This window comes from Pseudovibrio sp. JE062 (assembly GCF_000156235.1).
In the GTDB taxonomy this organism is placed as follows: Bacteria; Pseudomonadota; Alphaproteobacteria; order Rhizobiales; family Stappiaceae; genus Pseudovibrio.
The window spans coordinates 487,517-512,832 of sequence record NZ_DS996807.1 but is presented as its reverse complement, the minus strand read 5'-3'; the positions used below and the strand labels follow the sequence as shown (position 1 = coordinate 512,832).

The following is a 25,316-nucleotide window of genomic DNA, read 5'->3' as shown; positions in this document are numbered from 1 at the left end:
TTACCCTTTCACCGAGGAGCCAATTGAACCATCCATGATGTAGCGCTGTGCAAAGAAGAACAGGATCAACGGCGGAATGCAGAGGACGACCGTAATAGCCGCAATTGAAGTGATGTCTGTTTCATGCAGGCCCTTGAACATGGAAAGGCCCAGCGTCAGCGTGTACTTGGACTGGTCGTTTAGATAGATCAGTGGCCCCAGATAGTCGTTCCATGCGTTCATGAAATGGAAGGTACCAACAAGCACGAGCGCTGGCATCATCAATGGCAGGTGGATGCGCCAGTAGATCTGCCAGGAGTTCGCGCCATCCATGCGCGCGGCTTCATCAATCTCGATGGGCACAGTCATGATGTATTGGCGCAGCAGGAACACGAAGAATGCATCTGCAAAGTAAGCTGGCACGATCAATGGTTTGAGCGTGTTGATCCAGCCAAGCATGTTGAACTCCATGTAGAGCGGGATCATTTTCACATCCCACGGGATCATCATGGTTGAGAGCAACAGGACGAAGATGGCATCGCGGCCTTTGAACTGAAAACGTGCAAAGCCGAAAGCTACCAGTGAGCAGGAAAACAGCTGTCCGATGGTGGAGAGAACCACCACGATTACTGAGTTTTTGAGATAAACATCAAATGGTTGTTTGAACCATGCAGTGACAAAGTTCTCCCACATAACCTCGTTTGGCCAGAAGACAGGCGGGAACTGGTAGAGTTCTCCGATGCTTTTTACGGCGGTGATAAAGGTCCAATAAAACGGGATGATGAACATCGCAGAGAGAAACAGCAGCGCGCCATATGTGAGGGCTCTAGTCATCACTCGCCTCCGTCTTTTTCATCTCGCCCTCGTAATAGACCCATGCAGAAGATGACTTTAGAACCATCATGGACAGAGCGAGGATGATCAGGAACATGACCCAGGAGTTGGCGGCAGCAAATCCCATCTCGAAGTACTTGAATGCGTTGTCATAAATGTACATGGCGAAGAAGTAGGTGCTCTCCAAAGGACCACCGCCGGTCAGCAGCAACGCGATTGTCAGCTGTTGGAAGGCTGAGATGATCGATGTAATCACCGTAAAGAGCAGCATGGGTGAGAGCATGGGGATGGTGATGTAAACTAGCCTCGCCCACGCAGGCACGCCGGAAATCTTTGCAGCTTCATACAGCTCTTTCGGGATGGATTGCAGGCCCGTCAGCAAGATGAGCATGGTTCCGCCAAGCCCCCAGAGGGAAGCAATCACGATTGCCAGCAAAGACCAATTTGGGTCACCCAGCCAGTTTGGCCCTTCAATGCCCGCAAGGCCGAGCAGGAAATTCAGGATTCCGTACTCGTGGCTGTAGATCCACGCCCAGATGGTGACGAGCGCGACACCGGAGATCACTGAAGGCAGATAGAAGATTGTTCTGAAAAAGCCTGTCCCGATGACTTTCTGATTAAGCAGAACGGCAAGGAGCAAGCCGAGGATCACGTTGAATGGCACAAAGAACAGGCCAAACTTCACCGTGATCCAGAGACTGTCCCAGAACAGTGGATCTTCAGTCAGCATGACCTGATAGTTTTGCAACCCAACGAACGTCCGCTCCCCCACCACAGGCCAGTCATAAAAGCTCATAATGAATGAAAAGATGAGCGGCCCAAAGGTGAAGAACAGGAAACCCAAGATCCAGGGAGAGATGAATAGATATGGTGTTAGCTTTTCGATGAAGCGATGCCGCTCCTCAGCAACTTCATCCTGCACGACCAGTGTAGTCATCTCTCCCTCCCCCAACATTCTTATTTCAGGTGACGCTTGGAACGCGCAACCGCACTATCCAAATGCTTCTTAGCGTTACCTTTTTCGATCATTGTCGCTTCAATCGCGCGCTCGAGATTGGTTTGGATCTTGCCCCAGTTCTTATGCTTGAGGAACGCGTTGGACTCGCGATCTGAAAGCGCCAGCATTTCGAAGAATGGCTGGAAAATTGGGTCAGATGTGAGTTCCATCTCTTCAGCAACACTCGTGCGGATCGGCAGATCGTTCTCACGCAGTTTGACAGCCTCTGGAGAGGCAAAGAACTTCACGAACTTCCAAGCGAGTTCCGGGTTCTTGGTCGCTTTGGCAATCGACATAGCGGATGCGCCGATGGACGAATGAACTGGCTTGTCTCCGAACGCGGGCAGCATTGCCACGCCATAGTTGATGCCTGCTTTATCGATACCGCCTTTGGACCACATTGCACTCTGGAACATTGCCAGTTTGCTGCCTTTGAACAGCGCTGAGCCGGAGGTGCTATCGCCAATACCGAGAACGGTGGCTTCCTCGTTCTTTGCCATATCCGCAAACATAGTCAGCACTTCAACAGCTTCAGGACTGTTCATGTATCCATCAACAGCGCTTCCGTCTTCGGCGATGAACCGTGTGCCGTTGGACCAAAAGAACTGCTCGTAATCGTATGGATCTGGCTTGGCTTCCACAGCAAAGCCGTAGGTTTTGCTGGCTTTATCGCGGAACTTGGCGGCTTTTGCGCGAAGGTCCGCCCATGTCCAGCCTGCTTCCGGCTCTGCAACACCGGCTGCTGCAAACATATCCTTGTTGTAGTAGACCACATGAGTGGTGAAGCCTGCCGGAATACCGTAGGCCTTGCCTTCCACACGGGTGATATTGATCAGGCCTGCCGGGATGTCTTCAAGGTCCATTTCCTCAGCATCGCGCGCCATCAACTCATCGAGAGGCATCAGGGACGAGTAGTATTTGGGGTAGTTCCACATGTACATGACATCGGGCGGGTTTCCGGCACCGAATGCAGCAATCAGCTTTTTGTCATAGCCGTCACCATAGGATTCCACCTGCACCTTTACACCGGGGTTCGCTGCCTCAAACCGCTTAGAAATTTCCTGCAGAATGCCAAGGTTCTCGCTGCTGTTCCACGTTGCGAAACGGAGCACCTCTTCTGCAGATGCAGCACTGGCTCCTCCCAAAGCCATCGAGGCAACTGTCGTCACCATCGCCAGTTGTTTCAGATGCTTTTTCATTCCTCTCCTCCTTCTATGCAATGCAAAGTGCTGCTGTTTGCTGACGCTCAATCAATGAACGTGTTTCCCCATCCAACTGACGTGGATAGGCCTCCCCCTCAGGATTGAAAAGATGGCAGTGCTCTGCTGGAAATTTGAGATGGACTCTGTCGCCCATGTTGACCGGATGCGTTCCCCTTGTGACAACCGTAAGCCCCTGCCCCGTATCCAAACGAACGTGAACCTGGCTTTCTGTTCCCAATCGTTCAACCAGTTCCACATTGCCACTCATATGGGCTTCTGCTTCCTCAACCAGCTCCACATTTTCCGGACGAATGCCGAATGTGTGGAGCTGGCCGGGAATGTGTTGCACGGGAGCACTTAGCTGAAACGGAATAGATCCAGACATGCTTTCAGAGGTGAGCGCAATGCTCATCTCATTGATCGCACTGGCGTTTACTTTCATCATGTTCATCTTGGGCGAACCGATGAAACCGGCAACAAACAGGTTTTGTGGGGCATAAAACAGCTCAAGCGGAGTGCCAAACTGTGCGACAACGCCTTTGCTCAGAACAACGACGCGGCTGGAGAGCGTCATCGCCTCGACTTGGTCATGCGTGACATAGATCATTGTCGCACCCAATCGGCGGTGCAGGTTGGCAAGCTCCACGCGCATGCTGACACGCAGGCCAGCATCGAGATTGGAGAGTGGTTCATCCAGCAAGAACAGCTTGGGATCACGTACGATTGCACGCCCAATAGCAACACGCTGACGCTGGCCGCCCGAAAGCTGCTTGGGACGGCGCTTCAGTAAGTCCGAGATTTGCAGGATGCGAGCAGCAGTTTGAACGCGTTCTTCAATCTCCGCTTTGGGTACGCCGTTCAAAGACAGGCCGAAAGAGAGGTTTTTGTAGACGTTCATATGCGGATAGAGCGCATAGTTTTGAAAAACCATCGCAATATCCCGCTTGGCAGGAGCCAGCTGCGTGATGTTTCGCTCTCCCAACCACACTGATCCGCCGGACACGTCCTCCAGACCTGCGATGGACCGCAGCAGTGTGGTCTTACCGCAGCCAGACGGGCCGAGGAAACTCACGAACTCGCCATCACGGATGTCCAGATCAATCCCGGTCAACACCTGCGTTGTGCCGAAGCTCTTAAAAAGCTGTTTGATATTCACCCCTGCCATGGATCTCCCCCCGAAGCTGAGCAAGGCCACTCAAAATATAAACGTTTAATTTTATATGTAAAGCTACTTAAGTTTTAATCGCCTTACTCACCCATCTGGTTCATCCGACCAGATCACCACGCCAAACGGCGGGATCTGCTCTCCTCCCACAAACGTCTTAACTGAGCTTCCAAGCTCGATCTTTATGACTTCACTGGTGAAATTGAACGCGAACTTAAGATGCCCGCGCTGTGTGATGCGTAAGCCCTCCTGCGTCCCGGCGTGAGGCTCCACAGCAGCCCATTTCACCAGATACTCAGCGAGCTTTTTCTGAAATGCTCCATCAAAATGCGCGGCGGCGTAGATGCACATCGTGTTACCAACTAAAGCCGGTTGGCCGTCACGATAGTCAGACTGGAAGCTAGCCAGAACAGTCTCTGAACTCTTCAGGCATTCACGCCAGTTGGTGACTTCACCCAAATAGTCCTCAAAGAAGATCTGATCCTGATTGTAAGGTGGAAGGGACTCCACACGAACCACATCCAGATCAATGAGAGCTTTGAAACTGCCCGGCGGCAGTGGTTCAGCCACGTGCATATGTTTTGCTTTACTGCCCGTTCTTGGCCCCAGATAAACTCTGGCTTCAGCATCCTTCAGGCGTGACGCAAACTCGGGATCATCAATGATCACGTCAGGCAGGATGATCAGTTTATATCCCGCAAGGCCAGAGTGCGGGCCAATGATATCAACATCAACGCCGATCTGAGAAAACGTTGCGTACCAGTCCATTGCCACTTTCGCGCTGGAGTAATCACCTCCCTGAGGCAAAGTATGAGCAGCCCAACGAGACGGATAATCAAGCACAAGGGCAACCTGTGCCTTTTGTCTGGCTCCTGTTTCAGGCAGTGATGCGCATTCTTTCGCAACCTGAGCCACTTCCCAAAACGCTTGATCGGGTTCATTGTTGGGCAACAGCAGGCCTGTATGGAACTGCTCCTGCGCAAATTTGGATTGGCGCCAGCGGAAGTAACAGACAACATCAATTCCATGAGCATAAGCCAGCCAAGTCCAGAGGCGGATCATACCATCCTGCGGCGATTGATTGTGTTTTGCCCAGTTCACCGGCCCTGGCTGTTGCTCCATCACCCAGGCTTTTCCTTTGCCCACATGGCGATAAAGATCATGATTGAAAGCCGGTTGATCTGGTAGCCCTACCCTTAAAAGGCGTGCTTTTTCAGTGTCATCTTTGAGAGCATTGACCAGCGCACCCATGGGGTAACTGTCCCAGGATGCAAAGTCGATGTCATTGCCGACAGCGTAGTGATCGTAGTCCGTGTTATGACCCATGAAGTTATGGGTAATAGGCGCATTGCCGACATGCTTTCGCAGCACATCCACCTGAGTGCGATTGAACTTCACCACCTGATCAGATGAGAAGCGATAGAAGTCCAGCAGATGGGTTGGACTCGGCTCTTCAACGAGATTATTGGGTAACTCCACCTGCTCAAATGAGGTGTAACGCATACCCCAGAAGCACGTTCCCCAAGCTTCATTCAGGGCTTCGATCGAGCCATACTGTTGTCTGAGCCAGTGACTGAAAGCCTGTTTTGCTGCGGGTGAGTAGCTGTAGATCGTGTCGTGGTCGCCGTACTCGTTATCAATCTGCCAGGCTTTGACGTGTTGGTTCTTGCCATATCTCTTTGCAAAGGCTTCTGCAATTTTTGCTGCGTACTCAAGATAGATTGGGCTGGAGAAGCAGTAGTGGCGCCGCGCACCAAACTTGCGTGTCACTCCGTTTTCGTCAACCGGCAGAATTTCAGGATGCTTATCAATCAACCATCTGGGAGGCGCTGCTGTTGGTGTGCACATAACAACCTGCAAACCCGCTTCGCCGAGGATGTTGACGGCTTTATCCAACCACGCCCAGTCAAACACGCCCTCTTCCCGCTCGACAAGAGCCCATGAGAACTCCGCAACGCGCACCCATGTGAGCCCCAATTCAACCATCCTACGCGCATCATCCGCCCATAGCTCCTCTGGCCATTGCTCCGGATAATAGCAAGTCCCCAACTCCAACATCCTACACGCCCCAACTCATTCACCTGGAAATCACTGAGTGCCCCTGCGAGAATCACTCAACACCTGAGATATATCAGAGAGTCAGATGAAATATAAACGTTTAATTTTTGAATTGGGGAAAGTGTAGACTTAGAGATGCAACACCGCATGGGTGTTTTTACGGACAGAGACCATCTCCGCCCGTAAATCTCCAATTTTAAAATGTCTTAGAGTACTGCAAGAAGAAGCGGCGGCCTTCTGCTAGGACATTGCGGTTGCGGCCGGAGCTTGCGGTGACGTTGTTTTGCTTGGTATCGAATACGTTTTCTACTCCAAGTTTTATGGTTCCAAAGTCAGCGTCGTACTTTGCGCCAGCGTTGACGGTGAAGGTTTGTTTGAGTTTCAAATCTTCCGAATTTGGGTTGCCATCATCAACATCTCGGCCTGAGCCGTAGATTGCCTCACCATGAAGGCTTAAACCGATATCGAAGCGGTAATCGGAGTACAGTGTTGCCTGGAAGGGAGAGCCAATACGGTTGTTTGGTAAGGCATCATCAAGATCACCGTCCTCATCATAGTCATAGATACCTTCCTTATAAGAAAGGATCATTCCGAGGCTCCAATAGCTGTTAATCTCAGCTGTTGTGTTTAACTCAGCGCCCCAAATACGTTCTTTTCTCTGTCTAAGCGCGCTCGCGTCAGGATTGAAGGTCAGACCTTTGTCAGTTGTTGAAAGAAATACTGAGGTTGCAACAGACACTTTACCGTTATTGAAACGACCACCAATTTCATAATTGTTCACAATCGCTGCTTCTGGTTTCAGATCAGAAAAATCAAACTCTGTTCGAGCTGGATTTGTATCATCAAAAGAACGACGGGTGAAACCACCGACATCAGGAACAGAGAAACCTTGAGAAAAGCCAGCAAAAAGATCGAAATCATCGGTGAGATGCATTACACCTCCCAGATTAAACACTGTTGCATCATAAACGGTATCACCGCCTTTGACATATGCTTCAGCCACGTTAATCAGAGCACCCCGATGATAATATGTTCCAGAAGGACGCGTATAATCACCGACGCTCAGATCATAACGCTGATAGCGCAGACCACCTCGTAACTCAAACATTTCGCCGACAGGTACTTTCAACTGGCCGAAAACAGCAAATGAGTTCTGTTCCATCGGGCCCATAATGTCCCGACCGTCCGGCAGCTTCTGCGTTACGTCTTCATATGTAAAGTCACCGCCGTAGCTGAACTCCAAGCCCTCGTAGAAGTCACTAAGATCGCGATCAAATGTAGTGCGAACTCCGACCTGCTTCATGAACACGGAATTTTGTGAACGATCAGGATCCGGGCTATATGTGAACGGATTAGCAGCACTCAAGGGTACCAATGCGGAACGGCGTTCTGTGTCATTATAGAAGAGTTCGACATTTGCATCGCCGAGGAAACCTACATCATAGATATTCACCGTCGCTGTAATGTTCTTTGCATCTTCCATCGGGCTTAGGCCCTTATATGGCGCGCTAGTATCTTGAGACACAGGATCTGTTGTGAAGTCAGAATAAAACTCAATGTCTTGTTCCATCTTCAACACGTTGGCATAGATGGAAACATCGAAACGATCTGCCTCAAAACCGACACGGCCAGAGATGTTGTACTGCTCAATCCCAGAGCCACCGCCCTGCCCTGTTGCAGGGTCTTCAGGAATACGCGTTCCATTTCCAGCAAACAGGTCGCCCGTATTTTTGAACTGGCCGTTCAGTTGAATGCTTTTGCCATCTTTCCGATATCCAGCCTCAGCACTTGTAAGCACATGTGCACTGTCTTTGATGTCACGCTCACTTGCTGAGATCGTTGTCGAGAAGGAGCCGCTGAAGCCTTCCTTGTCTGCATCTTTGGTGATCACATTGATGACACCACCAGTCCCCCCATCACCATAGACGGCGCTCGCACCATTAATGATCTCGATACGCTCAATGCTGTCTGCATCAATCAGACTGAGAACACGGTTTACTTTGCGAAGAGAAGAGGTGCGCGGACTGCCATTCACCAACACCTGCAATGATCGCCCTCGGAAGGTCTCTCCTAACCCGCTTAGTGTATCATTGCTGACATTCAAGCCTGGAATATAGCGCCCCAAAGCCGTGGTGATATCACCATTCGCCGCAACCATTTGCTGTAGCTCCTCACCGGAGATCACCTGCACAGTACCCGGAATAGAAGAAATGGACTCCTCGGTGCGGCTGGCGGTTACAACGACGGTGAGGTCGGTGTCGTTTTCGATGGCATCTTGTGCGGTTGCGGTGGATGCTGTTTGAAACATTGCGAAAGGCGCGACGGTGCATAGCAGCACCCGCGCGAGGGAACCTCTGTTCCCCATTGCGACGCTTTTCATTTTGCCCCCTAAGTATTTACAGTAGATGTGGTTGAGAGTTCAGCACCTTCGGCAGTTTGTTGCCCCTTGCCGATGGATGCTTTTTTGAAGAAGTGCATGCTAGCCAGAATGCCTGCGACGGAGCAGGCGGTGGCGAGCGAGAAGAGAATGCCGTAGCCGGAATGCTGAGCGATCATGCCCGCGGCAACACTGCCCAACATGTAAACCAGCAGGTTTGCGCAGCTGAGGATGGTGAAGTCCGTTCCAGCTTGTTTGAGTGAGCTGACCCGCATGAAGGCGCTGTAGAGGCCTACGATTTCCATGTAACGAATGAAGGTGTTGGCGGCAGACAGGCCAACCAGAACAGCAACACCGCGATAATCCAGCAATGCAACTGTTGCGTAGCCGAGGAAACACAAGGTTCGCAGGCCACCGATGAGCCATAGGAACTGCATCAGTCCTGCACGTTTGATCAACACCACCGCGATGGCTGAACCACCCAGGCCGACACAAGCTGCAGCTCCACCGCTGACCATGCCGATTTGAGAGAGTGTGAAACCGAAATCGACGAGGAACGCTTGCTCGACGCCTTTCACCAGACCTTCTGGCAGGCGGAACAGCAAGGCGAAGAACAGCAACATCAAGGTACTGTGGCGTTTTACGAACTTGATGATGGATGGCCGTGACTTGCCCTCGCCTTCCGCCGTTTTGTCTTTGCGTGGGTTTTCTCTGAAAAAGAGCAGCGGCAGCAAAGTCAGGAAGGAGAGAGCGGCGGCTGTCTTGAGTGCTGCGCTCCAACCCCACAGATCATGCAGGAATAGGGAGAGAGAGCCGCCGATCAGGACGCCAGCGGCGACACTACCACCTTGAACCGCATTGCCCAGTGGCTGGTCCTTTGGTGCCAGATGCTCCACTGCAAAGCCGTCTGTCGCGATGTCCTGTGTAGAGGAAGACAGCGCCAGAACCATCAGCAGCGGGAACAGGATGTGTAAATGCTCTGCAACGTTGAGCGTGGAGAGATAGGTGATGATGCCAACGGAGACGAACTGCATCGGGATAATCCAGCTGCGGCGCTTTCCCAAAGCTGCAATGTAGTATCTGTCAACCACCGGTGCCCAGAGGAACTTGATGACCCATGGCAGCATTAAAAGTGCCATGGAACCAATGCTGACCAGGCTGATGCCCTTAGCTCTGAAGATGGCAGGCATGGCTGCAGCAACCAGATAGACCGGAATGGCCTGCGCTACATAAAGTCCCGCAAGAACAACAATAACTGAACGTGCGGTGCGCTCGCCTTGCTCAAATTGGGAAGATGTACGCCCCTGCCCTGCAATAAGGGTGTTGCTGTCGTTAGCCATTTTCTACCTAGCGCTCAACGGCCTGGCTCGAACGAGTCGCTCTGGCTAACCAATTAATGATTTTTAACTAGTGTATTACACTCATATTATCAATCTGCACATGCAACTTAATCGCAGGTAGATCCTAGGGTTTAAACAGATATCAGGCTTGCCTTTAGGGCATATCCCTAGGTTAGGCAGTCCGTGAGAACATTGCTTCAAGTTGGACCTGCTCATGCAAGAAACCCATAACCACATTTCTGGGATCGGCTTGTGTATTCATGAGTTTAAACCTCAACTTCATTTCAACACCTCACAAGCAGATCATGAGCAACGCATCCCAAACACGCAGTCTCGATCAACTTCTCAAGGGTGAACGAGCTGTTGTGCGCGCAATCGAGAGTGAAGAGACAGCTGATGGCCGCGCACTGGTGGTTCGCCTGAATGCTCTCGGCATCAATATCGGCAAAGAGGTGAGTGTTATTCGACTGGCCTGGTTGGGTGGCCCCATGTTGCTGCGGGTTAATCAGGCAACACAGGTGGCCATCCGCCGTTCTGAAGCGCGGAGCGTTGTTGTGGAGGAGATCAAAGGCGATGAATCCCCGGCCTGAGACAGGAGCCCAAAGCACGCCTAGGATTGCTCTTATCGGGCAGCCCAACACGGGCAAATCCATGCTGTTCAATCGCATCACCAACGCACGGGCATCGGTCGGCAATTGGCCGGGCATCACCGTGAACGTAATGCGCGCACGTGTTCCTTTGGATGGGCGAAAAGTGGAATATGTCGATCTGCCAGGGATTTACAATCTGGAAGGTGGCTCTGAGGACGAAGCGGTGGTGAACCGCTTCCTGACCAAGTTTCCCGTCGATCTGGTGATCATCGTTATCAATGCCGCGCAGATCGAGCGTCAAATCCTGATGCCGTTGCAGGTTAAAGCTTTGGGCCTGCCTGCTGTTGTCATGCTCAACATGTGCGATGAGGCACACAAGCTTGGCATCACGTTTGACCTGGAGAAACTTCAGGACTCTCTCAAGATGCCAGTGGCCCTTATCAGCGCCAAGTATGGCACCGGCTTTGAAGGTGCTATGAAGCAGGTTTCAGAAAGCCTCAGCTCTGAGTTTGCGAGCAAGCCGGTTCTGGCTGACTACGACTCTCTTTTCAAAACGCTGATGACCGAGGAAACGCTTGATGATGCGCTGAAAGGGTGTGTCACTCTTCCCAAAATATGGCCGAAGACACTCACGGAGAAGCTGGATCAGCTGTTCCTGCATCCTCTGCTTGGTTTGCCTATGTTCTTCCTCAGCATGCTGGTCATATTCTCGGTTATCTGGGAGATTGGCTTGCCCTCGCAAGACCTCGTGAGCAGCGGCGCTGATTGGGTGCAGGCAACTTTGCTGGAACCGGGGTTGGCATGGGCACCTGGCTGGCTAAACAGCTTCCTGATCAACGGCATTTGGCTTGGTCTGTCTACAGTCGCCTCTTTTGTGCCTTTGCTTGTGCTGTTCTTCTTTTGCATGGCAGCCGTGGAAGACAGCGGTTATCTGGCCCGAGCTGCCTTTTTGATGGATGCTCTGATGCGACGCGTTGGACTGGATGGCAGGGCGTTCGTTATGCAGATGATGGGGTTCGGATGCAATGTTCCCGCGTTGATGGGGACACGCGTGATGCGGACGCGCTCACTGCGGTTGCTGGCTATGCTCGTTATTCCGTTTTCGCTGTGCTCAGCACGGCTTGCAGTGTTCGTCTTCATCATCAGTGCCACTTTCCCCAGCTCCAAGGGCGCACTCGTTCTCTTTTCCTTTTATGTGATCAGCTTTCTCGCAGCTTTTTCGACTGCAGCGATCTTCAGTTTTTCGCGCCAGTTCAAAAGCAAGGAGCCGTTTTTGCTGGAGATACCGCCCTACCGAGTACCAACGGTGAAGCAGGTGCTTTTACGCGGCTGGGGTGAGGTGCGCGAGTTTATCAGAAGAGCGTCGCGCTTCATCATCATCGGCTGCATTCTTGTGTGGCTGCTGACAAACCTTCCTGTTGGTGCGGAAGGGCTCAACACCTACGGCGGCCAGCTTGGGGTTCTGCTTCAGCCGATTATGGAGCCCATTGGCATCAACCCTTATCTCACCCTGGCTCTGATCTTCGGATTCATCGCCAAGGAGATCGTGATCGGGTCACTTTCCACCATCTACGCTCTTTCTACCAGCGGTGTTTCTCAAGCGATTACAATGAGCGTTACACCGCTGGAAGCCTATAGTTTTTGCCTGTTCTGCCTGCTTTACACGCCTTGCCTGACAACCATCGCTACAGTTCATGCAGAAGGGAAAAGCTGGCGCTTCACAAGCTTTTCCCTGATCCTGTCACTTACCTATGCCTGGGCGGTGTCTTTCATCTTCTATCAAGGTGCAAAACTGCTAGGGTTTTAGCAGGAGTTACTCCTCTTCCCAGAATCCCGCGATGTAACAGTTGTCCGCCTTGAAGCCGACTTCATTGCGGAAGTGTTTGCGGGCTTTCTTGGCCGTTTTCTTTTCAGCTGCAAACCAGCAGAACGCCTCTTGTACGTTCGGAATTTCGATCTGCTTTGCAGCTTCAAACAAACCATCATGCCCAACAGCATCACGATAAACCCACTCAAGGCTCATGCCGTCTGGCAGCGGGATGGATGTTTCCATTCCCTTTTTGGAAACGCTGATCACTACAGCTCCTTTTGTGCCTTCAGGAGAGCTTTCCAGAATTCGGGAGATCGCCGGGATAGCCGTTTCATCCCCTGCCAGCAGCATGTAATTTGCTTCCGGAATCCGGCCTCCACCCGGGCCAAGCAAGCCCACTGTGTCTCCCTCAATAACTCGAGCTGCCCAATCCGCAGTTGGGCCACCTTCATGGAGGAAGACATCAAAGTCGATGCTCTGTGCTGCTTTGTTGAACTGGCGCACCGTATAAACCGGGCGCATCAGCTCATAGTCACCTTCAGGCCAGACTGTGCGGCCTTTGTCATCCCAGTATGGCCAGCGTGCCTCAAAGCTTGGGTTCTTGGGAAATAACAGACGGAAGTGCAAACCACCTTCAAAAAAGCGCTCAATACCCTTTGCTGAGACAGTCACGCGGATGAAATTGGAGCTGAACGCAGCTGTGCGACCAACACGAACTTCCAAAAAGTTTGGCGGGTGTACACCAGCGGTGAAATCACCACTCCAAACCATCTGAGGCGGAATGTTGATGTCGATGTGCCCGATCAGATGTTCAATGCTTTCCTTCACCAGATGCAGCGCATCCTGAGATGGAGCGGAGATCATCAGCTTTGCCTGCGCATCCACCTTTACAAACTCAACCCTCCCAAGTGGAGAGTTCACGCGGTAATGCTCGCCGGTGATTTCTTCCAGCGTCAGATTGTGAAGCTTGGCTTCCGCACTAAAAAGCTCAATGGCTTTATCAAACTCGATGCCGGGAATGAGGCTTTCAATTTTATGGAGTTCTGCTGCAGTGGTTGTCATCAAATTACTCATCTAACTTATTGAAATTGTTGTTAGCATCAAACTGGAACAACCAGCGGCGTACCCTTCACAGGATCTGGCATCACATAACAATCCAGTCCGAAGGTAGATTTCATGATGTCTTTGGTGATGGTCTTGCTTGCACTGCCCTGCGCTTCAATCCGACCGTCCTTCATGACCACCAGATTGTGCGCGTAACGTGCGGCAAGGTTGATATCGTGCAGAACAGCGACAATCGTCATTTGCTGCTCTTCATTGCATTGCTTGAGAAGCTCCAGCAGCTCGATTTGGTGAGCGAGATCTAAAAAGGTGGTCGGCTCATCCAACAGCAGCAAATCGGTTTCTTGCGCCAACGCCATTGCAATCCAGACACGCTGGCGCTGTCCTCCCGAAAGAGAGCTGAAAGGCTTGTCGCGCAGCTCTGTGACTTTGGTCATCTCCATGGCATTCTGGATTGCCACTTCATCCTGACGGGACCATTGCCGCCAGACAGACTGGTGAGGCGTACGACCACGGCTGACCAGATCTCCCACCGTGATCCCTTCTGGCGCAACAGGCATCTGAGGCAGGATACCAAGGCGCTTGGCAACACCGCGTGTGGGCTGTTTATGGATAGATTTTCCATCCAACAAAACAGTGCCTGCCGTTGGTTTTTCCAACCGTGCCAGCGAGCGAAGCAACGTGGACTTTCCGCAGGCATTGGGGCCGATCACCACAGAGATCTTTCCCTTTGGAATTGCCAGATTGAAGTCCTTCAGGACAACGTGAGAGCCAAACGAAAGCCCGAGATCTTTGGCTTCCAGCGGCGCATTTTCTTGAGTCTGAAGCATTAGATAAGATTCCGTTTCGCCTGCCGTGCAAGCAACCAAATGAGATAAGGAGCACCAATCAAAGCGGTAAACACACCGGTTGGCATCTGGAATGAAGCAACCAGAGTTCGGGCGGCTGTGTCCGACAGCAGCGTGACCAGAATGCCAATACCCGCCGCCAGGATAAGTGCTGAAGACGGTGTTTTGGACAATTGCCGTGCAATTGGTCCAGAAACGAATGCTACAAATGGGATTGGCCCAGCAACGGCCACTGCGGTGGCTGTCATCACCACGGCGACGGCAACCAACAGCAATCGAAGGCTGTTCACCTTCAAACCGAGGCCAGTTGCCAGGTCTTCATCAAAAGCGAGCCTGTCCAGTGAGTATTGCAGCACAACGCCCAGAGCACCCAGCACCAAAAACGCAACAGCAACCGGCGCGATATCCTCCCGTTGGATTTGCCCAAGACTGCCAACAAGCCACTTAGCCATATCGGATGCGCGCTGAATATCCAGCTGCGACATGAGAAAATCTGCACAAGCCAGCAATGTAAAACCAATACCAATGCCCACCATGATCAGGCGGAAGAGATCAAGCCCACGTTGCCAGGACAAGGCCACAACCAGCACTGCTGTCAGCACACCTCCGACAACGGCTCCCCAGAACACATAGGCAGCAGAGCCAAACAGGAAGATTGTCAGAAGCGCACCAAAGGCGGCGCCAGCGTTGAACCCAAGCACATCCGGTGAGGCCAACGGATTGCGCATCAACGCCTGGAAAATCGCGCCGGACATGCCCATGAGACCGCCAACAAAAACGCCCACAAGAATACGCGGCATACGCACATCCAGCAGGATGAGTTGATCAACGCTGTTCTCACCACTGAACATAAGCGGCAAGATTCGGTCCGCAGCGATTGGATGAACACCGAGCCAATGGGCCACGAACATTGCGATCAATGTGGATGCCAACAACACGCAGCCAACAGCAGCGCTGCGCTTGCGCATAAGAAGCGCTCCGCCCGGTAGCGGAACGACGAGATGATGGCCAAGCAACTTCATGGAGACATCATCCTTGTTTTTCTGAGGAGGTAGACAAAGAACGGACCACCCACCAATGCCACGGTGACACCGATTTGCAGCTCGCGACCTTCCAAGAGAACGCGGCCAAGAATATCGCCGGCCAGCACAAACAAGGCTCCCAGCAAGGCGGAGAACAGCAGCAGCCAGGCACTGTCTGCCCCACTGAACCGGCGTGCTACATGAGGCACGACGAGCCCCACAAATGCGACGGGCCCAGCCAGAGCAACAGAACCACCTGACAGGCAGACCACAGCAAACAGGCTGAGGCCTTTGACAAGACCCATTTTGGTTCCGAGTGACTTCGCCAGATCTTCACCAAGAGAAAGAGCATTCAGCCAACGCCCGAGGATGAGGCAAGCCACAAAGCCAGCAGCAAAGAACGGCCAGAGCTGCAGCAGCACTTCGGGCTTTACGCCTTGCAGCGAGCCAACCACCCAGAAGCGGTAGGTTTCCAATGTTTGCTGACTTACCAGCAAAACACCACGGACAAGTGCAAGAAGAAACGAGCTGACAGCAGCCCCTGCCAAAGCCATCCGCAAAGGACTGGCACCGCCTTGCCCCAGATTGGCCAAAGCATATACAGCAAGGCTCACCACGAAAGCACCGGCCATTGCAGGCCAGATGAACAGGCCTGCTGCAGAAATGCCTGCACCCCAAATGGATAGCACCACGGCCATGGATGCACCGGCATTCACGCCAAACAATCCCGGATCCGCCAGCGGATTGCGTGTCACGATCTGCATGATCGCGCCGGCCATGGCCAATGACGCCCCAATCAGCAACGCGCCAATCAAGCGCGGCACCCGCATTTCCATGATCACAATGTGGTCTGGGTTGCTTAGGTCTGTCGCCAACAAAGCATCGCTGATTGCAGATAGCGGAATGGACCGCACACCAGCACCGAGCGAAACAACGGAGAGAACGACCAAAAAGACCACAAGCGCGAGTGACCAGCCACCACGAGATTTTCCCGATACACTGAGATTGTCAGCTGTACCCACGCGCTGAGCAACATCAACAAACATCACTGCCCCTCCATTTGCTGTGCTTGGGTGATGCCAGCCTCAACAGAGGTGGTCACTGGTGTCGCCGGATCTCCATCGATAGCTGCTGCGATCAGCGGTTCCAGCTGGTCCAGAGCAAAGTTCAGGCTGAGCGGAGAGGAATGTGAAAGCGCAGCAGCAATCATCGGTGTCGCAACAACCTCACGCCCTTCTCTATAAGCCCGCATGGTCGGGCGAAGACGTAGCGTATTGATCTGCGACGCGCCTGAGCCAAAATCGAGCCAGATCAGAACATCTGTATCGATAGGATCCAGATCTTCCGGCGAAACACGCACATAAAACAGATCACTGCGCACAAGCGCTTCGACCTTTTCGGATACGATGAAACCAAGATCGCTCAAAAAACGCCCACGAAGGTCTGACGATGGATAAGCGCCAATATCTCCCGGCCAAACCACCACTGCGGATTTGTCCAACCAGTCTGGATGGTTCTGTTTGATAGCAGCAAAGCGGGCTTCCAGATCCCGCACCACTTGCTCCCCTTTTTCAGCGCGCCCAATTGCTTTCGCGATCGTACGCGTCATCTGCTGCCAGGGTGTACCGTAATCACCATAACGCTCTTCAGGCACAAGAACCGGTGCAATCTGTGAGAGGACCTTGTATTGAGCGCGCGTCATACCGGACCACAGGCCCAGGATCAGATCAGGCTTCAACGCAGCGATCTGCTCCACATTGATCTCTCCCCACATGACCGTTGGTTTGGCATCCCCCAAAGCAGGCTGGGCCCACGGCCAAACTCCATTGGGATAGTTGCCATACCAACGCCGTAACGCCACAGGCTTCACGCCTAGAGCCAGTAAAAAGTCATGCCCGATGAAACTGACAGATACGACCCGCTTGGGTCGCGAAGTCACTGTCGTTTTCCCGTACTGGTGCTCGAACACCGCGGGAAAGTCAGCGGCTTCTGACTGCTGAGCACTCACGAAAAGCATCGCCAGACACAGTGCGCTGCCTAACAAAAACCGTTCTAACTGTTTGATGCATGCGTGGATGGAATGCATGTCTCTCTCACAAAACCAGCCACGGACCGCAAAGCCCGTGGCATCAACTCATTTTCTGATTAGGAAAGTCTAGAAAGTACTCGTCAACTGAAGCCGCAGCTCTCGGCCTTTGCCGTAGGTGCAGTTGTGTGAATCTACATTCAAAGCAGCTGGTACAAGTGAAGCGAGCGAGGCTTTACCGCAATGACTTATGAAGGATTTGTCGGCAAGGTTACGCCCTGTAAAGGAGAGCTTCAGATTACGATACTCATAACTTAAGGCAGCATCGAACAGAGTTACCGCGTCAAGCTTGATGGCATTTTCATTATCGCCAAATCTTTCACCCAAATAGCGAGCACCGGCTGCGACGCTTAGACCTTTAAGCCAAGTATCTTCTGCAAAGTTATACTTGAGCCAAAGAGAACCAGCATGCTCAGGGATACGTTCAAGTTGATTGCCAACAAGCGAGGCAGTCGTATCCTTAGTCACTTCAGTATCTAGATATGTGTAATTGCCGAGAGCAGAAAGGCCGCTATACAACTCAATTGCGCCTTCGAACTCGATACCACGCACTCTAACTTCACCAGCTTGAAGCGACGCTGGCAAAGGCCCCGTGTTGTTTGGGTCATTCGTTAAGACATTGTCTTTTGTGATCTGAAAACCCGCGACACTGAAGAAACCATCAAAGTTTGTAGGTGCGTACTTTACTCCAACTTCAAACTGTTCTGCATGAGTTGGCTTGAAGGCCTTCCCTTCTTTTGTCATCCCAGCAGGAGGGGCATCAAAAGAGGTTCCGAAACTGGCAAAAGGCGTGATACCGTAATCACTTACATAAGAAACCCCAATGCGACCGGTAAGTGCCCGATCAAATGTTTGCTCTCTTGCAGGTGAACTGCCCGGTTCAGGTCGTTCTCCTTTGACATCTCGATCCAACCAATCGTGCCGGATATTCAGGTCTAACCTAAACTTATCAAAGATCTTGGAGTTGGCAGCAGCATACAATCCGGTCTGTGTAACTGATTGATCTGAGAAACCAGTATAGTCCTTCAGCAATGCAGGATTGACCCCTGGCAGGGTGGGAAGCAAATTAGTAATTTCGCCAGTAAATAGGTTCTTTTCTCCGGCGTAACCACTTCCCAAGTCTGCTTCGGAGTACCCTTTGTAATAATCCAGACCAGCAATAAACTGAGTCTCTACGCTCCCGAAAGTTGCGTCATATTTGAGGGCCGTATCAATGGATCCCTGATAACCTGTTTCTTCAACTTCGTTTTTGACAAGGATTGCAGTATCGACACCTGATACCTGAGGTGCGCCCCCGGCTAATAAAGTATCAAAGTCTACTGCTCCGCCATTGTATGCGCCATCATAAGTGATCTTATTGTAAGCTATGCGGGCACGTTGATACAGCTCAAGACCATTATCGAACTGGTGGTCAAGCTCGTAGCCAACATAATGCTGATCACGTTCCAAACCATTGCGGTCTGGATCACCTGCAAATGTATCGTAATCAAAACTTCCCTGGCTGTTGGACAGCAACGTTCCGTGCTGAGGTAGTATTTGCCAGCTCTCGCCTTGGAAGTCCTTTTGATACTGGGCCAACAGAGTAAGTTTGGTTTTATCGCCAAGTTTTGCAGTAACTGATGGGGCGATGTAGAGACGATCATCATGAACATCGTCAACCTGCGTATCAGACAGACGTCCAACGCCAACAATGCGATAACTAATTGGAGAATCTTCTGAAAGCGAACCCGTGACATCTGCGGCTAGTTGCTTACGATTGTTATTACCATAAGTCGCCTGCAAAACTGCCGAGAACTCTTCCTGAGGACGTTTCGTAACTGTGTTTACCAGTCCACCTGGCTGGTTCGCACCAAACAGATCAGAGGATGGTCCTCGTAACACCTCAACTCGCTCAACTCCAAATGGCTCAATGTTCCAGCCCCCCCAAGCAAAGATCCGAAGAGGTAAGCCATCACGATAGTTGAGGCCTCCGACTGCACTTTCAAAACCTCGGATCGCATAGTTATCATAGCGCAGGTCGAAACCATAAATCGCTGGAACAACACCCGCACTATAGGAAATCGCATCCACAATGGACTCTGCGCCCTGATCTTCCATCTGCTGGGAGGATACAACTGAAACAGAACGTGGCGTTTCTTCAATAGGCAAGCCAATGCGGCCTGCGCTTGCTGTTTCTGTCGGAACATAGCCGAGCGTTGGCGCTAATGCGTCTTCGGCAACTGTCGAGCCGTATACAACAACTTCATCAAGATCCTGATTGGAAGAACTGGCCTCTTGCGCAGCTGCAATTCCGGTAAGCAGCAGCAGGCTGATGGAGGAGCCAGACAGAAGCGCAGACTTGTAGTGGATGCCCATGTTTCAAACACCTATTCCACTGATAACCGCCCCAATGGTGTCTGGCTTCTGGCTTGACGCTTAAATTGGTTGGAGCTTAATCATTTGATTTTTCAAAATTTTCAGCGATTGCAATAACTTCAGATTTTCAAATCAAAAAGTTGAGCAATAACTCGATTTTTACTCCAATAGATAATATGACTTTATAAGTCAAGATATTCAGTGAGTATATCTGCTAATTCTTTTCCAAGGGGCTTGCCACTGGAAATCTTGTTGGGCAGAACACGGTAAAGCGAGATTTACAAAGGACAGCCATTTCCATGCCATCCCTGAACGAGCAATCCCTCGCTTTGCGAAAGAAGGCCAAGCAACAGCGCTCTCGTGAAAAGATTGAACTGATCCTGCAAACCACTCTGGACATGTTGAGCGAAGGTCAGGTCGATAAGATCAACACCAATGAAATAGCACGTCGTGCCGACATCAGTGTTGGCTCGCTTTATAACTTCTTTCCCAACAAGCAATCGATCTTCTACGAGCTGTTCCGCCGCTGGCTGGAGAATGCTCTGAACGGATTGGATGAGTTGGATGCGCGTTATGATGGCAGCGAACCAATCCGTGATTACATCGATGACATGTTTGAGCAAATGGCGATCAGCTATGACGCCAACTCTGCAGGTCACTGGCAACTACGCCGCTCCATGAATTCCTCAAAAGAGCTATCAGAGCTGGAAGAAGCCCACGTCAACCAGATCCTCTCCCGCTTCATCCGCATTCAGGAAAAGTTCGGTCGCTCTTTGCCAGAAAACCCGCAGCGCCTCGCCTACCTGCAAAACCTCATCAGCGTCTCCTGCCTCAACATCATCGCCCTCACCACCGACCCAAAAGAACGCCAAACCGTCATGCACTGGTGCAAAAACCTGCTTTATCTGGTGTTCGATCTGCAGAGGTTGGAGGAATAGAGGGCTGATTAATTCTGAGTCCCTCACTCGGCTTTAGAATCAGTTAGCAGCTAGCTGAGTCCACACGTTCAGTCGGTCACCGCATTATATATATTGCGTATATTCAATAGGTTACCCCAACATCTCAACTCCTCCCCTCACACGCCTACCTACGCCTAGTCTCTTTTAGCTTTTCAAAATATGTGCATGAAACTCCAGATTGAGACGTTCTGTCGCAATGTCGCTGGAATGGGGAGTTTTCTGCGGTTTTGGGAGGTGTGATGTTTCAGAAAGGGGCTCTAAGTTTTCTTGCTTAACATTAGTCAAGGAGCGTGACGGCTGATCAATTCACTGTGACATTGTCTCACCAGCATTGGAGTTTGAGAATGTTACAAAAAAAGAGACGTGGGTCAGGTTACGCGTTAGCGGCCGGCTTTGCGATGCTGCTCGGTAGTGCAGCTGCGCCCGCCTTTGCAGAAGGTCCGACACTGAGCGAAGAAGCTTTTGAGCGCTCTAAGCAGCTCTATTTTGAGCAGTGCGCAGGTTGTCACGGCGTTCTCCGTAAGGGTGCAACAGGTAAAAACCTGGAACCTCATTGGAAGAAAACGGGCAAAGACGGCACCGTGACTGAAGGTGGTACCCTTCAGCTGGGTCAGGAACGCCTTGAGAAGATCATTGCCTGGGGCACCGAAGGGGGCATGAACAACTTCTCGGAAATTCTGACCGAGCAAGAAATCAAGGACATGGCGACCTACATCATGTTGGATCCGCCAAAGCCGCCTGAAATGTCGCTCACCCAGATGAAGCAGACCCGCAAGGTTTATGTAGAGGAAAAAGACTACCCTACAAAGCCTATGCATGGCCGCAATTGGGAAAACTTCTTCGTCGTCATCGAGCGTGACGCTGGTAAAGTGGCTGTCATCGACGGCGACACCAAAGAAGTTCTGGTCCACATTCCAACCGGTTATGCGGTGCACGTGATCAAAGCATCTGAGCACCATAAACTGGAAGAACCAGAGCAGCCAGGTCGCTTCTGGTACACCATGGGCCGTGACGGTAAGATGACCAAGATCGACCTCTGGCAGACCCCAGACAAGATGCTTGTTTCTGAAGTTACTGTTGCGTACGACGCTCGCGACGTTGCGATTTCCGGCGACGGTAAATACGTAATTGGTGGTGCTTACTGGCCTCCACACTTCGCTATTGTTGACGCTGTAACCATGGAACCTCTGAAAGTGGTTTCCACCCGCGGTTACAACACTGACGGTGACTATGTAGAAGAAAGCCGCGTTGCTGCTATCTACACCACACCTAATGAGCCAACATGGCTGGTTGCGGTTAAAGAACTTGGCCAGATGTGGCAGGTTGATTACACCGATATCGATAACCTTCGTATCGAAAAAATCGACTCCGCTAAGTTCCTGCACGATGGCTTCTTCGATCCAACAGGTCGTTACTTCCAGATCGCTGCAAACGCATCGAACAAAATGGTTGTAGTAGACACCAAAGATCGCAAGCTTGAAGCTATGATCGACGTTGCTGCTCTTCCACACCCAGGTCCAGGTGCTAACTGGAACGATCCTAAGTGTGGTCCTGTTGCAGGTACAACCCACCTCGGCGTAGGTACTGTATCTGTATGGGGTAACGATCCAGCAGGCCGTCCTGACGAAGCTTGGAAGAAGTGTTACGAAGTTGAAACAGATGGCCCAGGCCTCTTCATCCGTACACACCCTAACTCCAAGTACGTATGGGCTGACCAGACCAAACATCCAGATCCTGAAATCCAGCAGGCTGTTCAGGTGATCTCGAAAGAAACCGGTGAGATTGTGAAAACAATCACCATCACCGAAACAGAAGGCAATGCCGCTGTTCACTTCGAGTTCAACGCAGATGGTACTGAAGTTTGGGTATCCAACTGGAACATGGGCGACTCTCTGGAGCCAAACGGTGAAATCGTTGTCTTCGATGCTGAAACACTCGAAGAAAAAACCCGGATTAAGGGCCTTTACGCTCCAACCGGTAAGTTCAACGTTTACATCCGTTCGAACCACGTCACCTAATGTGATCTGACGATCTTTAGGAGGGGCGGGCGCCACGCCCGCCCTTCTTTTTTATCAGCGGTATCGCGACTGAACGGCTGCGCACCAGCCGGAGATGACGGATTTGCTCCCCGTATCTTGAAAGCCGACCGCATACGACCCGGCAAGGATGGGTCGACAGAAAATCCAAAATGGAGCCTGGAAATGACCCAGTCCAACGATACGGAAAAGAAAAAGCCGATCTGGCGCAGGTATTTCCTATGGGGAATGCCGGTAGGTGGCCTTCTGGCGGCCTTTGTCGTCGGCATTATCTTCTGGGGTGGTTTCAACACCGCCATGGAAGCGACAAACACAAAAGAATTTTGCGTCTCATGCCATGAGATGAATGACTTCGTCTATCAGGAATACCAGGGCACGATCCACGACGTAAACCGGTCCGGCGTCGGTGCAGTTTGTTCTGACTGTCACGTGCCTAAAGACTGGACACATAAGATCATCCGCAAGATCAAAGCCTCCAAAGAAGTTTGGGGCAAGCTCGTGGGAACGATCAACACGCGTGAGAAGTTCGAGAACAAACGTCTGCACCTTGCCAAGAACGAATGGGAGCGGATGAAAGCGACGGATTCCCGTGAATGCCGTAACTGTCATGACTTTGAGTCCATGATGCCGGAATTCCAGAAGCCGCGCGCTCGTCAGCAGCACCTGAATGCAATGAAGACAGGCCAGACCTGTATTGATTGCCACAAGGGTATTGCGCACTCCAACGTTCGTGATCGTGCATCTGACGAATATCTCGAAATGATCGAGGCACCGAACCACAACTTCGTTCGCGAGATTCCTAAAGAATACATGGAAAGCCTCGCTCGTATCGAAGCGAAGGAAGCTGCTGAAGCAGAAGCTGCAAGTGCTGCGAAAAAAGCACAGCAGGAAGCTATGCAGGCGCAGATCGCTGCTGCAGTCGACGCGGCTGTTGCTGAAGAACGCGCAAAAGCTTCCGGTGAAGCAAGTGCGGCTGATGCTGGCGATACAGTTGGTGCAAACATCGACTGGAGCGGCGTCGACAGCGTGGATATGACCCTGTTCTATCCTGGTCAGGCTTCCTTCGAGTTCGTGCAGAACGGTAAGCAGCACGGTGGTGCTCGTCCGCTGACAAAGGGTGGTGACCAGTGCACGACCTGTCACGCGAAAGAGCTGGAAAACATCGGCAACAAGATCGTCAAAGGTACTGAAAACACTGAGCCTACGCCAATCCCTGGCAAGCGCGGTGTGATCAACGCGACGATGCAGGCTGCTCATGATGGCGAGAACGTCTACTTCCGTCTGCAATGGCCAGATGCACCTCACGCACCTGCACCATTCGTTGATGGCGGCAAGATGGATCCGGATAACCAGATCAAGGTTGCCATGATGATCACCGGTACTGGCATCAAGATGGGTGAACAGGTTGGTTGCTGGGCAACATGCCACGCAGACAACACCTATATGCCATTTGATCCGGGCCCAGAAGCAATCGCTGCTTCCGGTGATGTTGCTGAACTGCTGAAGGCGAAAGAGTCCATCCAGAAGTACCTGAGTGAAACCCGCACCAAGATCGAAGTTAAAGGTCGCCGCGGTAAAGCACAGGGTGGTTGGAACAAGCTGAAGTCTGCTGAAGAAATCGACCAGCTGCTGGCTGACGGTACCTTCATGGATCTGATGCGCGTCTATGCTGATGGTTCCGCGACCAATGGTTACCTGCTTGAGCGTCGTGTTCAGAACGACGGTGATATCGCAGCGTCTGCCAAGCTTTCCGCTGGCATGTGGACCGTGGTCTTCTCCCGTCCGCTGACAAGCGACAAGCCTGGCGATGTGCCACTGGAAGCAGGCAAGACCTACACAGTTGGCTTCGCGATCCACGATGACTTCTCATCCGCACGTTTCCACCACGTGACGCTGAACACCAGTTTGGCGCTGGATGACGAAACTGCCCAAATCAATGTGGTAGGACGCTAAAACACACAAAGGGTGGCCGAGCAATTGGTCACCTTTTTTCTTGGAGGCTCGCGCCTCCGTCAGGATTTCGTTTTTACGTATCTTTATCCGAAAACCGTCTTCCACTTTCGGAGATACGCTAAGCTGCAGAGCTTGCTCTAAGTTTTTCCAAGTATATCCTTGTCGATAATACCTAGATTATTTTGGATATGCATTTGAGAGGGGCGCCTCATGTACTCAAGACTTCTTCAAGGTTCCGCTGTCGCACTGGGTTTGCTGATGATGACACCAGCGATGGCCAAGGACGACAAGGCTGCTGAGCTCTGCGCGAAAGCAGAAGCGCGCTATGTCGATATGTTCGGGCATCCATCTGCTGAAGCTGAGGGCGTGACTGTCGTGACCATGTACAAGTACCGCTTCTGCCCTGAAAAGCTGACAGTGCCAGTTGGAACGACCGTGCGCTGGGTGAACGTGGACAAGCGCACCAGCCATACTGTTCATTTGAACGAGGCGGGCGAGAAAGAGTCTGACCGGCTGTTCCCAGAAGAAAACTTCGAGTTCACGTTTCTAAGTGCTGGCTCTCAGCAATATCTGTGTGGCCCTCACTGGGAAACACAGAAGATGATCGGCATGGTGACCGTCACTCCCTAGTGTAGACTGCACT

19 protein-coding genes and 1 pseudogene are annotated in these 25,316 nt (G+C 51.7%); 7 read left to right on the top strand and 13 right to left on the bottom strand.

Translation table 11 applies throughout. The features are described from left to right. The 7 genes from PJE062_RS09910 to PJE062_RS09880 form a co-directional block, all read right to left on the bottom strand. Nucleotides 1-813 (bottom strand): carbohydrate ABC transporter permease, encoded by an 813-nt coding sequence (locus PJE062_RS09910; protein ID WP_008548439.1) that lies wholly within the window; start codon nt 811-813, stop codon nt 1-3. Continuing rightward, a complete protein-coding gene (locus PJE062_RS09905) occupies nt 806-1,750 on the bottom strand; it encodes a carbohydrate ABC transporter permease (RefSeq protein WP_008548258.1) in 945 nt (314 codons plus the stop codon). Before PJE062_RS09905 ends, PJE062_RS09910 begins: the two co-directional genes overlap by 8 nt. A 20-nt stretch (nt 1,751-1,770) precedes the next feature. Beyond that, entirely contained in the window at nt 1,771-3,009 is a 1,239-nt protein-coding gene (locus PJE062_RS09900; protein WP_008548299.1) for a sugar ABC transporter substrate-binding protein, read from the bottom strand. Between the two features lie 13 nt (nt 3,010-3,022). After that, nucleotides 3,023-4,177 (bottom strand): ABC transporter ATP-binding protein, encoded by a 1,155-nt coding sequence (locus PJE062_RS09895; RefSeq protein WP_008548685.1) that lies wholly within the window; start codon nt 4,175-4,177, stop codon nt 3,023-3,025. A gap of 87 nt (nt 4,178-4,264) precedes the next feature. Then, complete coding sequence (locus tag PJE062_RS09890; protein WP_050773881.1) at nt 4,265-6,235, bottom strand: beta-galactosidase; 1,971 nt, start codon at nt 6,233-6,235, stop codon at nt 4,265-4,267. Between the two features lie 196 nt (nt 6,236-6,431). Then, a complete protein-coding gene (locus tag PJE062_RS09885) occupies nt 6,432-8,615 on the bottom strand; it encodes a TonB-dependent receptor (protein ID WP_208982238.1) in 2,184 nt (727 codons plus the stop codon). Between the two features lie 8 nt (nt 8,616-8,623). After that, nucleotides 8,624-9,952 (bottom strand): MFS transporter, encoded by a 1,329-nt coding sequence (locus PJE062_RS09880; RefSeq protein WP_008548724.1) that lies wholly within the window; start codon nt 9,950-9,952, stop codon nt 8,624-8,626. Nucleotides 9,953-10,212: 260 nt separating this feature from the next. On the opposite strand from PJE062_RS09880, the gene PJE062_RS09875 reads away from it, so the two are divergent. After that, entirely contained in the window at nt 10,213-10,542 is a 330-nt protein-coding gene (locus PJE062_RS09875; RefSeq protein WP_008548742.1) for a FeoA family protein, read from the top strand. Then, nucleotides 10,526-12,349, top strand: coding sequence for a ferrous iron transport protein B (gene feoB / locus PJE062_RS09870; RefSeq protein WP_008548693.1), 1,824 nt, complete (start codon nt 10,526-10,528; stop codon nt 12,347-12,349). The genes PJE062_RS09875 and feoB overlap by 17 nt, the downstream gene beginning before the upstream one ends. Nucleotides 12,350-12,355: 6 nt before the next feature. On the opposite strand, the gene PJE062_RS09865 is transcribed toward feoB, so the two are convergent. The 6 genes from PJE062_RS09865 to PJE062_RS09840 all read right to left on the bottom strand — a co-directional run bounded on the left by PJE062_RS09865 (nt 12,356) and on the right by PJE062_RS09840 (nt 19,725). Further along, nucleotides 12,356-13,414 (bottom strand): siderophore-interacting protein, encoded by a 1,059-nt coding sequence (locus tag PJE062_RS09865; RefSeq protein ID WP_008548405.1) that lies wholly within the window; start codon nt 13,412-13,414, stop codon nt 12,356-12,358. Nucleotides 13,415-13,452: 38 nt separating this feature from the next. Continuing rightward, nucleotides 13,453-14,244 (bottom strand): ABC transporter ATP-binding protein, encoded by a 792-nt coding sequence (locus PJE062_RS09860; protein WP_008548621.1) that lies wholly within the window; start codon nt 14,242-14,244, stop codon nt 13,453-13,455. Continuing rightward, entirely contained in the window at nt 14,244-15,284 is a 1,041-nt protein-coding gene (locus PJE062_RS09855; RefSeq protein ID WP_008548821.1) for an iron chelate uptake ABC transporter family permease subunit, read from the bottom strand. The genes PJE062_RS09860 and PJE062_RS09855 overlap by 1 nt, the downstream gene beginning before the upstream one ends. Beyond that, complete coding sequence (locus PJE062_RS09850; protein WP_008548627.1) at nt 15,281-16,330, bottom strand: iron ABC transporter permease; 1,050 nt, start codon at nt 16,328-16,330, stop codon at nt 15,281-15,283. The genes PJE062_RS09855 and PJE062_RS09850 overlap by 4 nt, the downstream gene beginning before the upstream one ends. After that, a complete protein-coding gene (locus PJE062_RS09845) occupies nt 16,330-17,223 on the bottom strand; it encodes an iron-siderophore ABC transporter substrate-binding protein (RefSeq protein ID WP_208982237.1) in 894 nt (297 codons plus the stop codon). Before PJE062_RS09845 ends, PJE062_RS09850 begins: the two co-directional genes overlap by 1 nt. A 216-nt stretch (nt 17,224-17,439) precedes the next feature. Continuing rightward, a complete protein-coding gene (locus PJE062_RS09840) occupies nt 17,440-19,725 on the bottom strand; it encodes a TonB-dependent siderophore receptor (protein WP_008548468.1) in 2,286 nt (761 codons plus the stop codon). Nucleotides 19,726-20,024: 299 nt separating this feature from the next. On the opposite strand from PJE062_RS09840, the gene PJE062_RS09835 reads away from it, so the two are divergent. The 5 genes and pseudogenes from PJE062_RS09835 (at nt 20,025) to PJE062_RS09820 (ending at nt 25,303) form a co-directional block, all read left to right on the top strand. After that, the gene (locus PJE062_RS09835) at nt 20,025-20,663 is read left to right on the top strand and encodes a TetR/AcrR family transcriptional regulator (RefSeq protein ID WP_008548560.1); all 639 of its coding nucleotides are present in this window, start codon (nt 20,025-20,027) and stop codon (nt 20,661-20,663) included. A gap of 365 nt (nt 20,664-21,028) precedes the next feature. Next, nucleotides 21,029-22,702, top strand: coding sequence for a cytochrome D1 domain-containing protein (locus PJE062_RS09830; protein WP_037036452.1), 1,674 nt, complete (start codon nt 21,029-21,031; stop codon nt 22,700-22,702). 246 nt (nt 22,703-22,948) lie between these two features. Then, nucleotides 22,949-23,440, top strand: a pseudogene (locus tag PJE062_RS26890) (NapC/NirT family cytochrome c); the annotation flags it as partial. Between the two features lie 39 nt (nt 23,441-23,479). Continuing rightward, nucleotides 23,480-24,673: an ethylbenzene dehydrogenase-related protein gene (locus PJE062_RS26885; protein WP_371256265.1), complete on the top strand. Its 1,194-nt coding sequence runs from the start codon at nt 23,480-23,482 to the stop codon at nt 24,671-24,673. 210 nt (nt 24,674-24,883) lie between these two features. Continuing rightward, on the top strand, nt 24,884-25,303 hold the full coding sequence (locus tag PJE062_RS09820) for a plastocyanin/azurin family copper-binding protein (RefSeq protein WP_008548712.1): 420 nt from the start codon (nt 24,884-24,886) through the stop codon (nt 25,301-25,303). Nucleotides 25,304-25,316: the final 13 nt, after the last annotated feature.

Excerpts from the sequence above, each read along its gene's own strand:
- PJE062_RS09890 (WP_050773881.1), bottom strand. The coding sequence starts at position 6,235 with ATGTTGGAGTTGGGGACTTGCTATTATCCGGAGCAATGGCCAGAGGAG.
- PJE062_RS26885 (WP_371256265.1), top strand. The coding sequence starts at position 23,480 with ATGATCGAGGCACCGAACCACAACTTCGTTCGCGAGATTCCTAAAGAA.
- PJE062_RS09880 (WP_008548724.1), bottom strand. The coding sequence starts at position 9,952 with ATGGCTAACGACAGCAACACCCTTATTGCAGGGCAGGGGCGTACATCT.
- PJE062_RS09820 (WP_008548712.1), top strand. The coding sequence starts at position 24,884 with ATGTACTCAAGACTTCTTCAAGGTTCCGCTGTCGCACTGGGTTTGCTG.
- PJE062_RS09830 (WP_037036452.1), top strand. The coding sequence starts at position 21,029 with ATGTTACAAAAAAAGAGACGTGGGTCAGGTTACGCGTTAGCGGCCGGC.
- PJE062_RS09840 (WP_008548468.1), bottom strand. The coding sequence starts at position 19,725 with ATGGGCATCCACTACAAGTCTGCGCTTCTGTCTGGCTCCTCCATCAGC.
- PJE062_RS09835 (WP_008548560.1), top strand. The coding sequence starts at position 20,025 with ATGCCATCCCTGAACGAGCAATCCCTCGCTTTGCGAAAGAAGGCCAAG.
- PJE062_RS09875 (WP_008548742.1), top strand. The coding sequence starts at position 10,213 with ATGAGTTTAAACCTCAACTTCATTTCAACACCTCACAAGCAGATCATG.
- PJE062_RS09850 (WP_008548627.1), bottom strand. The coding sequence starts at position 16,330 with ATGTTTGTTGATGTTGCTCAGCGCGTGGGTACAGCTGACAATCTCAGT.
- feoB (WP_008548693.1), top strand. The coding sequence starts at position 10,526 with ATGAATCCCCGGCCTGAGACAGGAGCCCAAAGCACGCCTAGGATTGCT.
- PJE062_RS09865 (WP_008548405.1), bottom strand. The coding sequence starts at position 13,414 with ATGACAACCACTGCAGCAGAACTCCATAAAATTGAAAGCCTCATTCCC.
- PJE062_RS09895 (WP_008548685.1), bottom strand. The coding sequence starts at position 4,177 with ATGGCAGGGGTGAATATCAAACAGCTTTTTAAGAGCTTCGGCACAACG.
- PJE062_RS09910 (WP_008548439.1), bottom strand. The coding sequence starts at position 813 with ATGACTAGAGCCCTCACATATGGCGCGCTGCTGTTTCTCTCTGCGATG.
- PJE062_RS09885 (WP_208982238.1), bottom strand. The coding sequence starts at position 8,615 with ATGAAAAGCGTCGCAATGGGGAACAGAGGTTCCCTCGCGCGGGTGCTG.
- PJE062_RS09860 (WP_008548621.1), bottom strand. The coding sequence starts at position 14,244 with ATGCTTCAGACTCAAGAAAATGCGCCGCTGGAAGCCAAAGATCTCGGG.
- PJE062_RS09855 (WP_008548821.1), bottom strand. The coding sequence starts at position 15,284 with ATGAAGTTGCTTGGCCATCATCTCGTCGTTCCGCTACCGGGCGGAGCG.
- PJE062_RS09905 (WP_008548258.1), bottom strand. The coding sequence starts at position 1,750 with ATGACTACACTGGTCGTGCAGGATGAAGTTGCTGAGGAGCGGCATCGC.
- PJE062_RS09900 (WP_008548299.1), bottom strand. The coding sequence starts at position 3,009 with ATGAAAAAGCATCTGAAACAACTGGCGATGGTGACGACAGTTGCCTCG.